The sequence below is a fragment of the Cupriavidus sp. GA3-3 genome (assembly GCF_000389805.1).
In the GTDB taxonomy this organism is placed as follows: Bacteria; Pseudomonadota; Gammaproteobacteria; order Burkholderiales; family Burkholderiaceae; genus Cupriavidus; species Cupriavidus necator_D.
On the sequence record NZ_KB944470.1, the window covers coordinates 51238 to 64860 of the forward strand.

Sequence of the window (13623 nt, forward strand, 5' to 3'; positions counted from 1 at the left end):
GCCCGATCATACGGGCAAGGGGACCGGGCTCCGATACTAGCACCGTGCCTGGCGCCATACAACGCCGCAGCGCACGTATCAGACTAGCCGGAGACAACACCATGGAAACCCTTTCCGCAGCGGATGCCAGCGCAGGCGCACAGGCCGACTGGCTCGGCCTGGCCGCGACCCTGGGCCGCACCTTCGACGCACGCGCGCCAGAGATCGATGCCAGCGGGCAGTTCGTCAGCGCCAACTACGACGACCTGCGCGCGCACCGCTTCTTTGCCGCGGCCGTGCCGCAGGAACTTGGCGGCGCCGGGCTGTCGCACCAGGAGCTGGGCGCGGTGCTGCGCGAGCTGGGCAAGTACTGCGGATCGACCGCGCTGGCCTTTGCCATGCACACCCACCCGGTGGCCACGGCCGCGTGGCGCTGGCGCAATCAGCAAGCGCCGGTGGAGGGGCTGCTCAAGCGCGTGGCGGGCGAGCAGATGGTGCTGCTGGGCAGCGGCGGTTCGGACTGGCTGCAGGGCAGCGGCAAGGCTACGCGCGTGGATGGCGGCTTTCGCGTGGATGCGCGCAAGATCTTCGCCAGCGGCGCGCCGGCGGCGGACCTGTTCATGACCTGCGCCGTCCATGACGATCCGGAGAGCGGGCCCACGGTGCTGCATTTCGCGCTGCCGATGAAGTCGCCGGGCGTACGCGTGCTGTCGAACTGGCACACGCTGGGTATGCGCGGCACCGGCTCGCATGATGTGCTGCTTGAAGGCGTGCTGGTTCCGGATACCGCCATTGCCGCCCGCCGCCCCCAAGGCGTGTGGCATCCGATGATGCATACGGTGGCGATGATCGCGCTGCCGCTGATCTATGCGGTCTACGTCGGCGTGGCCGAGGCCGCGCGCGATATCGCGCTGCAGCTGGCGCGCCAGCGGCGCCTGAGCGCACATGCGGTGGAAGCCGCCGGGCGCCTGTGCAACGAGGCCGATGCCGCGCAGCTGGCGCTGGATGCGATGTTCGCGGCGGCATCGGGGCAGGCGCCGGGCGCGGTCACCACCAACCGCATCATGTGCGCCCGCACGCTGGCCGCGCGCGCGGTGCTGGCGACGGTCGAGGCGGCGATGGACCTGGCCGGCGGCGCGGGCTTCTATCGCGATGCCGGGCTGGAGCGGCGCTTTCGCGATGCGCAGGGCGCGCGCTTCCATCCGCTGCAGGCCGGTGCCCAGCAGGAGTACGCAGGGCGCATGGCACTGGGGCAGGATCTCGATGCGCCGCCCGGCGAGGTGCGGCCTGCCGCGCAATGATCCCCGCCCTGGCGCCGCTGCCGTATGACACGCAAGCCTGCAACGACAGCGGCCAGGACGACCCGGCCCGCGCCATCAGCCACGATGGCGCGGCGCGGCGGGCCTTGCGCGATGCGCTGGGGCAGTTTGCCACGGGCGTTACCATCGTCACGGCCGCGGACGCCGACGGCCAGCCGGTCGGCGTCACGATCAATGCCTTTACCTCGGTGTCGCTCGCACCGCCGTTGCTGTTGTGGTGCCTGGCACGCAGCTCCGGCAGCCTGGCGGCGCTGCGTGCGGCGCCGTGCCACGCGATCAATGTGCTGGGGAGCGGGCAGCAGGCCTTGTGCCGGCGCTTCGCCGCGCGCGGTGCTGACCGCTTCGCGGGCGTCGATTGCCGCCCCGGGCCGTTTGGCACGGTGCTGATCGGCGGCACGCTGGCGTACTTTATCTGCCGGCACCACTCGGTGCGCGTGGTGGGCGACCACGTGATCTTTGTCGTGGAGGTGGTGGCCTATGGATCGACGCCGGGCGCGCCGCTGGTGTTCCACGCAGGCGGGTTTGAGGTACCAGCGCCTTAGCCGCGCTTGCCCGCGATCACCAGCGCAATGCCGCCCAGCACCGCGGCCGCGCTCAATGCCAGCCGCAGGCTCAGGGCTTCACCGAGCAGCGCGATGCCGCCTGCCGCCGTAATGACCGGCACGCTCAGTTGCACGGTGGCGGCGATGGCGGCCTTCAGCTGCGGCACCACGGCATACCAGATGACATAGCCCAGCCCGGAGGTGATGGCGCCGGACAACAGCGCATAGGCCAGCCCCGCGCCGTCCAGTGAACGCTGCGCCTGCATCACCGCACCCAGCGCCAGCGCCATCGGCACCGCGCGCAGGAAGTTGCCCGCGGTGGTGGAAGCGGGATCCGCGGCGCGCCTGCCGCGCAGCGAATAAACGCCCCATGCGATGCCGGCCGCGATCATCAGCAGCGAGGACGGCAGCGGCGGCGTGGCCAGCCCTGGCAGCAACAGCCACACCAGCCCGGCCAGCGCCAGGGCCAGGCCAATCCATTGCTGCAGGCGCATGGGCTCGCCGGCATAGAGGCCATAGCCGGTCATGGTGGCCTGCACCGCCGCGAACAGCAGCAGCGCGCCGGTCCCCGCGGTGAGGCGCACATAGGCAAAGGAAAAGGCCGCGGCATAGCAGAACAGTGCAAGCGCGGAAATCCAGTTGCCTTCCACCGGCGGCAGCCGTTGCGCCACGACCGTGCGCACCAACTGGTGCCGCGCCACGACGATGACCCACAGCACCAGCGCCGCCGCGGCGACGCGGGCCAGCGTAAAGCTGGCCGCGTCGATGGTGGTGCCCTTCAGCGCGAGCCGGCACAGCAGTGAATTGCCGGCAAAGGCGAGCATCGCCAGTGCGGTCAGCACCACGGTGTTCGCGCGCGGCATGCGGCGGGGTGGGCGGTGGGCGCTGCGTGGTTCAGGCTGCGGGCGGTTCGTCGCCGATGGCGAACGAGGACAGGTGCTCGATCGCCCTGACCAGTCCGGAATGATCCCAGCCCGCGCCGCCCAGCCCGCTGCAGACATTGAACAGCTGCTGGCACGACGCCGTGTTGGGCAGGCCCACGCCGAGCTGGCGCGCGGTGGACAGCGCCAGTTCCAGGTCCTTCTGGTGCAGCGCGATGCGGAAGCCCGGGTCGAAGGTGCGCTTGATCATGCGTTCGCCATGCACTTCCAGGATGCGCGAGCTGGCAAAGCCGCCCATCAGCGCCTCGCGCACGCGCGCGGGATCGGCGCCGGCGCGGGCGGCCAGCACCAGCGCTTCGCTGACCGCCTCGATGGTCAGCGCCACGATCACCTGGTTGGCCACCTTGGCCACCTGGCCGTCGCCGGCCTCGCCCACGCGCGTGATGTTCTTGCCCATCAGCTGCAGGATCGGCAGCACGCGGTCGAATACTTCCTGCTTGCCGCCGGCCATGATCGACAGCGTGCCCGCCTTGGCCCCGACCTCGCCGCCGGAGACCGGCGCATCGATATAGTCGACCCCGAGCGCTTCGATGCAGCGCGCGAACTCGCGCGTGGCGATCGGCGAGATCGAGCTCATGTCGATCACGGTAATGCCGCCTGCCGTGTCGGCAAGGCCGTCAGCGACCCCCTTCTCGCCAAACAGCACCCGCTCCACGTCGGGCGTGTCAGGCAGCATCAGGATGATGGTTTCCGACTGCTTCGCCACCTCCTCGGCGCTGGCGCAGGCTTTCACGCCGGCATCCTGAAGGTCCTGCGGCACGCCGCTGCGCGTATGGGCGAACACGGTATGCCCGCCGTCGACAAGGTGCTGCACCATGGGCTTGCCCATCACGCCAAGTCCGATAAAGCCGATCTTGCTCATGTCAGTGTCCGGTAGTGGTCAGGCGCCAGGCCGGCCGTGCGTCGCGCACGACGCCGGGTTCATCTCTGATGATAGTCAGTCGCACGCCAGCGCAGACAGCGGCCCCGGCGCAGGCTGCGCGCCGGCGCGCGCGGCCGCCACCCGCGCCGCGGCGTCGTCCAGCTGCGCCAGCGTGCCGGCGTCGACCGGCATATGAGTGGCGCGGGCGGCGCGCCAGGCCCGTTCGGGCTCGCCCGGCAGGCGGATGCCATCCTGCCCCGGCTGCAGCCGCGAGGCCTTCATCCAGTCGGCGAACGCCGCCACCTCATGCCCGAATGACGTGCTGTTGCCCAGGCGCGCGGGATCGAACACGATCGCCAGCATGTTGTTCCAGACCGCGTGCTCATGCCGCAGCGTTTCGGGGCGGATGGTGTGGCCGCCGGTGACCGCGGCACCCAGCAACTCGCACATCACGGCCAGCACATGGCCCTTGTGTTCGCCAAAGGGCCGCAGCGCGCCTTGCGGCGCGCCGTCGGCGGGGTACATCACGGCAGGATCGGCGCTGGGCTCGCCATGCGCGTCCAGCAGGCAGCCGGGCGCCACCGGCACGCCCTTGTTGTGGGCCACACGCACCTTGCCCAGCGCAATCGCGCTGGTGGCGAAGTCCAGCACCAGCGGCGGCTCGCCCGCCACCGGCACGCCGATGGTGAACGGGTTGGTGCCGTAGCGCGCATCGTAGCCGCCGTGCGGTGCCACGATGGGCTTGGACAGCACGTTGACGAAATGGATCGAGATCATGCCGGCGGCGGTGGCCTGCTCGGCCCAGTGGCCCACGCGCCCCAGGTGGTGCGACTGCCGCAGGCCCATCACGCAGACGCCATGCTCGCGCGCGCGGCCGATGGCCATGTTCATGGCCTGCGCCGTCACCGCCTGGCCCATGCCGCGGTTGCCGTCCAGGCTCAGCATGCTGCCGGCATCGTGCAGCACGCTGACCTGCTGGTTCAGCTGCAGCTCGTCGGCCTGCCAGGCCAGCACATAGCGCGGGATCATGCCGACGCCGTGCGAGTCATGCCCGCTCAGGTTGGCGCCGACCAGGTGGTCGGCCGTCAGGCGCGCCTCTTGCGCGCTGCTGCCCGCGGCAAGCCAGAGATCGGCCACCCACTGGTGCAGGGCGGCGGTAGGGATGCGGTGCTCGCTCATATCGGCCTTGGCTAGGGATGAAAAAAGCCCCGTGCCGTGTGACGGCAACGGGGCTTCATGATACGGCCGGCGCGAGCTTGGTGGCGCCGGCATGGCCGGTGATCGGCTACTGCTTACTGGCGCAGCGCAGCCTCGGCAGGTGACTGGCCAAGGATTTCGCGGATACGGGCCAGGTAGGTATCGCCCACCGCGCGGTGCATGCGCGCCGCCTCGGCCGCGAACTGGCGCCGGCTGGGCGGGCGGATGCCCAGGTTGCGGCAGATCGTTGACAGATAAGGCTTGCGCTGGCCGCCCAGGCGCAGCGCCGTGGTCTGCAGCGCGGCATCGCCGATGCGACCGCGCAGCCAGGCAAGCACCTGGCGGTCATAGTCGTTTTGCACACGGATCAGGTGTTCCATGGACAGGACTCTTACTGTTCATCCATACAGGTACTGTAAATATATACAGTATTCAGAGGGATGCAAGGAGTTTGTCCAGGAACACTTCGGGCGAAAGGCCAAGTTGGCTACAAGCCACCCAGGGCGTTCACGGTGAACGCCAGAATCCCCATGTTGAAAAGGAATGCGGCCACGCAGTGGCCCAGGACCACCCTGCGCATGTGTGCGCCGGCGATGGTCACGTCAGAAGTCTGGAAAGTCATGCCCAGCGTGAAGCTGAAATAGAGGAAGTCCCAATAGCTGGGGTGCTGCACGCCCGGCACCTGCAGTCCGCCCTGGTCGCCGGTGGCGGTCTGGAGGTAGTAGAGATGCGCATAGTGCAGCGTGAAAACGGTGTTGGCAAAAAGCCAGGAAAGGATAAGCGTGGCGACGATCAGCGCGATGTCGGCCCAGTGCGGTGTCTCGGGGCGCGCGATCAGCGTGCCGATTGCGACCAGGATCACCATCGAGAGCAGCACGGTGATCGTGAGCAGCGCTGTGCGGTTGGCATCGTTGTGTTCCGCCGTGCGCCGCATGGCCGCAGCATCGGCGCGCAACAGCGGCAGCGCGGCGCCAAGGAAGACAAGGGCCGCGAGATCGAAGCCGATCAGCAGGGCGATGCGTGGCTCTGCGCCGAGCGCACCCGCGGCAAAGGTCGCAACGATCAATATGGCGCCGCACAGCAGAAAGCGTGCGGGTGCGATGCGCTTGCCGATAGCGAAGCGGGCGGGTCTGTTCATGGGGTATTCATCCGGATGACCCTTCGTCAGGAAAGGAGGCTGGCCATGCGTGAATAATATCCGTGCCGTCGCGCAGTTTGTTACGCTGCATGCGCCTTTCATTTGGCGGCCTCGAGGTCGATAATGGCCCTGTGCCATGACCGGCAAGGAGAGACGCCATGACCAAAAGCTCTTCCTCCACGGATAAGCCCGATCTCACCCAAGGCGTGCCGCTGGCTGACCTTGCTGACGGCGGCACGGTCACAGGCCAGGTTGGCGGCAAACCGGTCTTGCTTGTGCGTCGGGCTGATGAACTGTTTGCCATCGGTGCGACCTGTACCCACTATGGCGGGCCACTGGCGGACGGCCTGCTGGTCGGCGATACGATCCGATGTCCGTGGCATCACGCCTGCTTCAGTCTTCGCACCGGCGAGGTCCTCGGGCCGCCCGCCCAGGACGATCTGAAATGCTGGCGCGTGGAACAGCAAGACGGGAAGGCCTTCGTCCGCGAAGCGCTGCCGGCGGTGCGGCCACCGAGGCTTGCCTCGGCCCGGCTCCCTGAATCCGTGGTGATCATCGGCGGCGGCGCCGCCGGGACTGCCGCGGTCGAAACCCTGCGGCGCGAAGGCTATAGCGGCCCCGTCACGCTGCTGAGTGCCGATCGCTCATTGCCGTACGATCGGCCGAATCTGTCGAAAGACTACCTCGCCGGGACAGCAAACGCGGACTGGCTGCCAATGCGGCCACCGACGTTCTACGCGGATCACGACATCGACGTGCGCTCCGACAGCCGTGTCGTCAAGCTCAGCCCCGAGCAAAAATCCGTCACGCTCTCGGACGGCAGCAACGTGAGCTACGGCGCGCTTCTGCTTGCCGTCGGTGCCGTGCCGATACGGCTGGACGTTCCTGGCGCAACCTTGCCGCACGTGAGCGTGCTCCGCACGCTGGCCGACTGCGACGCCCTGATCGCGCGTCTCGGCACGGCACGCCGATGCGTCGTGGTGGGCGCAAGCTTTATCGGGATGGAAGTCGCGGCAGCGCTGCGAACGCGAGGACTGGAAGTGCATGTTGTCGCGCCCGAAGCGCATCCGATGGAGCGGGTCCTGGGCGCGACGCTCGGCGACATGATCAAGGCGCTTCACGAATCGCACGGGGTAACGTTCCATCTCGGGGCCACGGTGGCAGAGATTCAGCCGGATCGGGTGAGATTGTCGACCGGCGCGGAGCTGGCCGCCGACCTGGTCGTGACCGGGATCGGCGTTCGCCCCGACGTGGCCTTGGCGCAGGACGCCGGCCTCGCACTGGACAAGGGCGTGGCGGTCGATGAATTCCTCCAGACCAGCGAACCTGACATCTATGCCGCGGGCGATATTGCGCGCTGGCCCGACCCGGGAACGGGCCAGCGTATCCGCGTCGAACACTGGGTGGTCGCCGAGCGCCAGGGCGTGGTGGCAGCGCGAAATATCCTGGGACAGCGGCAACGCTTTGCGGCCGTGCCATTCTTCTGGACCCAGCACTATGATGTGGCCATCAACTACGTAGGCCACGCGGAGCAATGGGATCGTTTCGATGTCGACGGCGATCCCGCCGCGCATGACTGTACGGTGACCTATTGGGGCAAGGATAAAAGGCTTGCGGTTGCCACGGTCGGGCGCGACCTGGCGAGCCTTCGCGCGGAGGTGGCGTTCGAGCAGGAGACGACAGGACACTAGGCAGGGGCGAGTGCGCGGTCCGCAAGCCCTTCAAGCAGGTCGGCCGACGGGACAAAGAACAGGCTGCCGGTGACCGCCTTGCTGAAGTCAAGCAGCCGGTCGTAATTGCCGGGCGGCAATCCGACGAACATGTTCTCGAGCATCTTCTCGATCGGCGCGGGCGAACGGGCGTAGCCGATGAAGTAGGTGCCGAACTCGCCCGCGCCAGGGCGGCCGAACGGCATGTTGTCACGCAGGATCTTCACTTCCTGCCCGTTCTCGACCAGCGTAGTCAGCGAACTGTGCGATGACGATGGCTTGACCTCTTCGTCCAGTTCGATGTCGGACAGTTTCTTGCGCCCGATGATCAGTTCCTGTGTCTCCACGGGAAGGGCGTTCCACGCGGTCATATTGTGCAGATACTTCTGCACGATGACGTAGCTGCCACCGGCAAACTCGGCATCCTCGTCGCCGATCACCGTGAAATCGACCGCCTCGCGTCCGGCCGGATTCTCCGTGCCATCGACAAAGCCGATCATCGCCCGCATGTCGAAGTTGCGGAAGCCGTGCACCTCGTCGACAACCTGGATCGCATCGCCGAGCTTGCCGAGCAGTTGCGTGGCAAGCTCAAAGCAGAGGTCCATCGATTCGGCACGGATGTGCAACAGCAGGTCACCCGGCGTGGCGATGGCGACGCGATCGCCGGTGCCGAACTCCCGGAACGGGTGCAGCGCCGCGGGACGGGGCTTGCCGAACAGCCTGTCCCACGCGTCGGCGCCGAAGCCGCAGACACAGGACAGGTTGCCTGACGGCACACGATGGCCGACCGCGCGCACGACGGCGGCAACGTCGGCACACCAAGCGCGGACGGTGCCGGCGTGGTCGTCGCCGTCGGTGAGCGTCGCAACGATGAATATGGCGCTGCGGGTGACTGTGCCGGAAACGGCCTGTGGTTCGGGGATCTTTGTAGGCATCGGACTCTTCATGTTGGTTATACCGATTCGGTTTGCGGGCTGACGGAAGAGAATTCAACGCATAAGCCTACACGAATTGAGTGGCGCCTCTGACCTTTCATTTTCTCCTGACCAGGCAGTGTCAGTTGCAGTTGTCAATCCAGGCAGCTGGAGCAAGGCCTGTGCCTGTGACGGCATCCTTGGGTAGTCAGGCGGTTCGGGCACGCGGCAAGCGCTGCGCGGCCTCCGCGACGGACAAAATGTCCATGCTGAGCCAGGTCTCGCGGGTCATTTTGTCCATTCCGTTTTCACATAAGGCATCGCTTATAGGCACGCAAAGAATCGCTGAATTTACCTTAAGTGGCCAGGCAATTATCTTGTCTCCAACGATGCAGGAACACTAAGCAAAGCGGCATCGAAGCACGCTTCAGCAAGCCTCATCGGCCATTCAAACAAGGATAGGGGAGACCATGCATGATCACGACGAGGATACCCCGGCGACCATCCCTGATGGTCTCCGTCACGTCAGTCTGCCGGGCTACCTGACGCAGCCATGATCGTCGGCACGGCAGGACATATCGATCATGGCAAGACCTGCCTGGTCAGGGCGCTGTCGGGCATGGATACCGACCGACTGGAGGAAAGGAAGGCGCGCGGCTTCTCGATCGAGCTTGGCTATGCGTACGTGCCGCTCGAGAACGGCGACGTGCTCGGCCTGGTCGATGTCCCGGGCCATCAAAAGCTGATTCACACCATGGCCGCGGGCGCATGCGGCATCGACTTCGCGCTGCTCGTGGTCGCCGCCGATGACGGCGTGATGCCGCAAACGCGCGAGCACCTGGCCATTGTGCAACTGCTCGGCATCCGGCGCGGCGCGATCGCGTTGACCAAGGTAGATCGCGTGAATGACGTGCGGCTACGGCAGGTGCGTGAGGAGATCGCGTCTTTCCGGCGCGGCAGCATGCTGGAAGACGCACCGGTTTTTGAAACCTGTGCAATGCGCGCCGACGACCCGGGTGTGAGCGCGTTGAAGCGGCACCTGCATGCGGCGGCGGCCGCGTCGCGAACGAAGCGCGACGACGGGCTGTTCCGCCTTGCGGTTGACCGGGTCTTCACGCTTGCCGGGCAGGGGACGATCGTGACGGGAACCGTGGTGTCCGGGCGCATCCATGTCGGCGACAGGGTGTTGCTCGCGCCGAAGAACGAGTCTGTGCGCGTGAGCGGCATCCATGCGCAGAATCGTCCTGCTGCTGTCGGGCGGGCGGGGCAGCGCTGCGCGCTGAACCTGGCCGGCATCGACAAGGGCGCGATCGAGCGCGGTGACTGGGTGGTCGATGTGCGCCTGGCGCAGGCGTCGGAGCGCATCGATGTGATGCTGACCCTGTTGCCGGACGCCCCTGCGCTGGAGCACTGGGCGCCCATGCATGTTCACCTGGGCACGCAGCACCAGGTGGCGCATGTCGCGCTGCTCGATGGCCCGACGCTTGCGCCCGGCCAGCGCGCGCGCGTGCAGCTTGTGTTCGAGCGGCCGGTATGCGCGCTGCCTGGCGATCCCTTTGTCGTGAGGAACGCGCAGGCCAGCCGCACCATCGGCGGCGGCGATGTACTGGATCCGTTCGCGCCCGCGCGCAAGCGCCGTTCCCCGGCGCGGCTGGCTTGGCTCGACGCGATGCAGGCCATGCTTGACACCGGATCGGTCGGGGCATTGCTCGAGCAGGCGCCACACGGGCTGTCGCGCGCATTGCTGGAACGCCTGAGCGGCATGCCGGCGGCGGCCATCGAGCTGCCGTGTGACACGCGCGTGATCGAACTTCCGGGCAACGATGCCTTGCTGGTGTCCGGCGCGGCGTGGCGGGCGCTGACGGGGCGATTGACCACTGCGCTCCGGCAATTCCACCAACGCTCGCCGGATGTGCTTGGCCCGGAGGTGGCGCGCTTGCGCAGGATCGCTGCACCGCTGGCGCAAGACGCGTTGTGGTGCGCGCTCGTCGATGACGCCTGCGCGCGCGGCGAGATCGTCCGGACCGGCCCCTGGCTGCACCTGCCTGAGCACACCGTGACGCTCGACGACGCGGATCGCACGCTCGCCGCGACGCTGCAGCAGGACATGAAAGCGGGGCGCTTCGATCCGCCATGGGTGCGCGAGCTGGCGAGCGCGCATGGCGTGCCGGAGGACAAGGTGCGGCAACTGATGCGCAAGCTCGCGCGTCATGGCGAGACGTTTCAGGTCGTGCATGACCTGTTCTATGATCCGGAGGCTATTCGCGAGCTGGCCTTGCTCGCCGCTGTCGACGCCAGCAAGAACGCCGGTACGGTCGTCGCCGGGGCATTTCGCAATGCCACCGGACTCGGACGAAAGCGTGCGGTTCAGGTCCTGGAGTTTTTTGACCGTGTTGGCTATACGCGCTTCGACCGTGGCCGCCATCTGGTGCGCACGGACAGTCGTTGGCTGGAGTTGCTCTGACAGGGAAAACCGCCTTCCGCCATTGAGATTCCTGGGAATTCTCAAGCGTTGCGGGGCTCTCCACTCCTCCCTCCTCCCCACACTACATCCTTATCCACAAATTCGAGGCCGTATTGCGGTGACAGCAATACGACGATTCGCACTTTCGTAACGAGCCTCCATCATGCGATCCCGGAATCGGCATCCTGTGCGCCAGCGGACGCGATGCGCCTGCGTCCGCGGCTTCGATGGAATAGGAGATAAATATCATAATTAAATTGGATATAAAGATCATGCTCATTTGAAATTTGAAATACATCGATTAGTCATCATTTTCCCATTTTTAATGCACTGCACGAAAACTGTGCGTGAATTTAAAAAGAATTAAGCGAATATCGTCCGAATACGGCATTTGGTGCTGGCATGCTACTTGCGCTAGGTATGTCCAGGCGCCAACGGCGGCGCAACATTAACTAGTAGTTACGACCAACGGTGGTCGTGATTCCGGGACAAAGGCGTCCGAGTCAGGCGAGCGGTGCTCGCTGGGCCGGATGCATTTTTTTTGTCTGTACGTGGTGCACAGGGGGAGTCAGGGGTGTCAGTGATGCTGCAATCGATACCAAACACAAAGGCTGTCCAAGCGCCGGTCGTCGTGATCGGCACCGGGCCGGTGGGCGTGCGGCTTGCGCAGGACTTGCATCGTCGCGATCCTTCCATTCCGCTGGTGATCTACGGCAACGAACCATGGGAGCCATACAACCGCGTGCGCCTGTCTTCCTTTCTTGCCGGCGATGCGAGCTGGGCCACGCTCACGCAGGGGCTTGCACTGCCGCAGGGACCCGCGATCGCAGCGCGGCTCAATTGCGCAGTGGTGCATGTCGATCGCGGCGCGCAGGAGATTGAAGACTCGGCCGGGCGCACGCAACGCTATTCCCACTTAGTGCTGGCCACCGGATCACGTCCGCGGATCCCGGACGTGCCGGGCATCGGCCAGGCCAATGTCTACGTTTTCCGTGACATGAACGATACCCAGCGGCTGCTCGCACGCCGTATCCGCAGCCGCCGTACGGTGGTGCTGGGCGGGGGGCTGCTGGGTCTGGAAGCGGCGCGCGCAATGCAGCGCTTCAACACCGAGGTGCTGGTCATCGAGAACAACGACCGGCTGATGATGCAGCAATTGGACCAGGCCGCCGCGGATCTGCTGCGCGCCCATGTCGAGGCGGCCGGAATCCAGGTATTGACGGGCGCCGCAGTGAAACGCGTGCATGGTGAAGGAGCGGTTACCGGCATCACCCTGCGCACCGGCGATGTCATCGAATGCGATACCGTCGTGATTGCCGCCGGCATCAAGCCGAACACCGACCTGGCCCTGCAGGCCGGCCTGAATGTGGGGCGCGGCATTCGCGTCAGCGACCGCATGCAGACGTCCGATCCACATATCTACGCCGTTGGCGAATGCGCGGAACATCGCGAACAAGTGTACGGAATCGTCGCCCCTGGCCTGGAACAGGCGGCAGTCGTCGTGCATGCAATATGCGGCGGCGACGCCAGCTATGCCGGTTCGCTACAGGCAACGCGCCTGAAAGTGCTCGATATGCCGGTGTTCAGCGTGGGCCGCGTCGGCGAGCATGACGGTATCGGCTCGGCGAGCACGGCGGCTTATGAAGACAAAAAAACTGGCATCTACCGGAAGGTGCTGGTCGAGCGCGGTCATCTGATTGGCGCGATGGCGGTCGGCGAAGGCGCTGACCTGCGTCGGCTGCAGGAAGCGGTCAGCGGCAATCACCGGATACTGCCATGGCAGCTGTTGCGGTTTCGCCGTACCGGCTCACTGTGGCAGGAGGGCGAAGCCAGCAGCGTCGTCAACTGGCCGGCAAGCGCGGTCGTCTGCAACTGCACCGGCGTTACCCGCGGTCAGCTTGGCGAAGCGGCGGCTGCCGGGTGCCGTTCGATCGAGCAACTCGCAGCGTGCACGCGTGCCTCTACGGTATGCGGTTCGTGCAAGCCGTTGCTGGCCGAGCTGGCCGGTGGCGCGGTGATGCGAGAACCGGTGCGCGCGCATCGTCCGCTCCAGGGCGCGGCCGCGGCGGCACTGGCGCTCGCCTTGCTGGCACTCGTTGCGCCTGCCATCCCCTTTGCGAAGACGGTGCAGCTGCAGTGGCGCTGGGACGAGCTATGGCTGGTGAGTTTGTATAAGCAGGTCAGCGGATTTTCCATTCTCGGGTTGAGCGTACTTGCCCTGCTTCTCTCATTCCGGAAGCGCTGGTCGCGCCTTGGCTATGGCGATTTTGCCATCTGGCGCGTGCTGCATGTGGTGCTCGGATTGGGTGTGCTGGCGGGACTCTATGCGCATACGGGAGGCAGGCTTGGCAGCCAGCTGAATTTCCTGTTGATGGCGAGTTTCACCGGCCTGATTCTGGCGGGCAGCATGTCGGGGCTGATGATCGCGCAAGGGCATCGCCTGCCAGTGGCACTGGTTCGGCGCTGGCGCGACAACAGCACCTGGGTGCACATCTTGCTGTTCTGGCCGGTACCCGTGCTGCTCGGGTTCCACATTCTCAAAACTTACTATTTCTAGA

At 66.1% G+C, this 13623-nt stretch carries 11 protein-coding genes; 5 read left to right on the forward strand and 6 right to left on the reverse strand.

Features of this window, described 5'->3' with window-relative positions:
- The first annotated feature begins 101 nt into the window (after positions 1-101).
- A complete protein-coding gene (locus C265_RS09310; RefSeq protein ID WP_010809657.1) occupies positions 102-1280 on the forward strand; it encodes an acyl-CoA dehydrogenase family protein in 1179 nt (392 codons plus the stop codon).
- Positions 1277-1840, forward strand: a complete 564-nt coding sequence (locus C265_RS09315; protein ID WP_010809658.1) for a flavin reductase family protein — start codon at positions 1277-1279, stop codon at positions 1838-1840. Before C265_RS09310 ends, C265_RS09315 begins: the two co-directional genes overlap by 4 nt.
- Here C265_RS09315 and C265_RS09320 read toward each other — a convergent pair.
- From C265_RS09320 to C265_RS09340, 5 genes are all read right to left on the reverse strand, one after another.
- Positions 1837-2703, reverse strand: coding sequence for a DMT family transporter (locus C265_RS09320; RefSeq protein ID WP_010809659.1), 867 nt, complete (start codon positions 2701-2703; stop codon positions 1837-1839). The two genes, C265_RS09315 and C265_RS09320, sit on opposite strands and share 4 nt — an antisense overlap.
- Before the next feature lie 31 nt (positions 2704-2734).
- A complete protein-coding gene (locus C265_RS09325; protein ID WP_010809660.1) occupies positions 2735-3643 on the reverse strand; it encodes a 2-hydroxy-3-oxopropionate reductase in 909 nt (302 codons plus the stop codon).
- Positions 3644-3718: 75 nt separating this feature from the next.
- On the reverse strand, positions 3719-4822 hold the full coding sequence (locus tag C265_RS09330; RefSeq protein ID WP_010809661.1) for a malate/lactate/ureidoglycolate dehydrogenase: 1104 nt from the start codon (positions 4820-4822) through the stop codon (positions 3719-3721).
- 113 nt (positions 4823-4935) lie between these two features.
- Positions 4936-5220 carry a hypothetical protein gene (locus C265_RS09335; RefSeq protein WP_010809662.1) on the reverse strand — a complete coding sequence of 95 codons (285 nt, stop codon included), beginning with the start codon at positions 5218-5220 and terminating at the stop codon, positions 4936-4938.
- A gap of 107 nt (positions 5221-5327) precedes the next feature.
- Positions 5328-6080 carry a DUF1345 domain-containing protein gene (locus C265_RS09340; protein WP_011616902.1) on the reverse strand — a complete coding sequence of 251 codons (753 nt, stop codon included), beginning with the start codon at positions 6078-6080 and terminating at the stop codon, positions 5328-5330.
- 56 nt (positions 6081-6136) lie between these two features.
- Here C265_RS09340 and C265_RS09345 point away from each other — a divergent pair, with 56 nt between their 5' ends.
- Positions 6137-7669, forward strand: coding sequence for an FAD-dependent oxidoreductase (locus C265_RS09345; RefSeq protein WP_010809664.1), 1533 nt, complete (start codon positions 6137-6139; stop codon positions 7667-7669).
- Here the strand turns inward: C265_RS09345 and C265_RS09350 are convergent.
- The gene (locus tag C265_RS09350; protein WP_010809665.1) at positions 7666-8622 is read right to left on the reverse strand and encodes a Dyp-type peroxidase; all 957 of its coding nucleotides are present in this window, start codon (positions 8620-8622) and stop codon (positions 7666-7668) included. The genes C265_RS09345 and C265_RS09350 overlap by 4 nt on opposite strands.
- A gap of 532 nt (positions 8623-9154) precedes the next feature.
- On the opposite strand from C265_RS09350, the gene selB reads away from it, so the two are divergent.
- Entirely contained in the window at positions 9155-11065 is a 1911-nt protein-coding gene (gene selB, locus C265_RS09355) for a selenocysteine-specific translation elongation factor (protein WP_010809666.1), read from the forward strand.
- Between the two features lie 583 nt (positions 11066-11648).
- Entirely contained in the window at positions 11649-13622 is a 1974-nt protein-coding gene (locus C265_RS09360; protein WP_010809667.1) for an FAD-dependent oxidoreductase, read from the forward strand.
- Position 13623 lies beyond the last annotated feature (1 nt).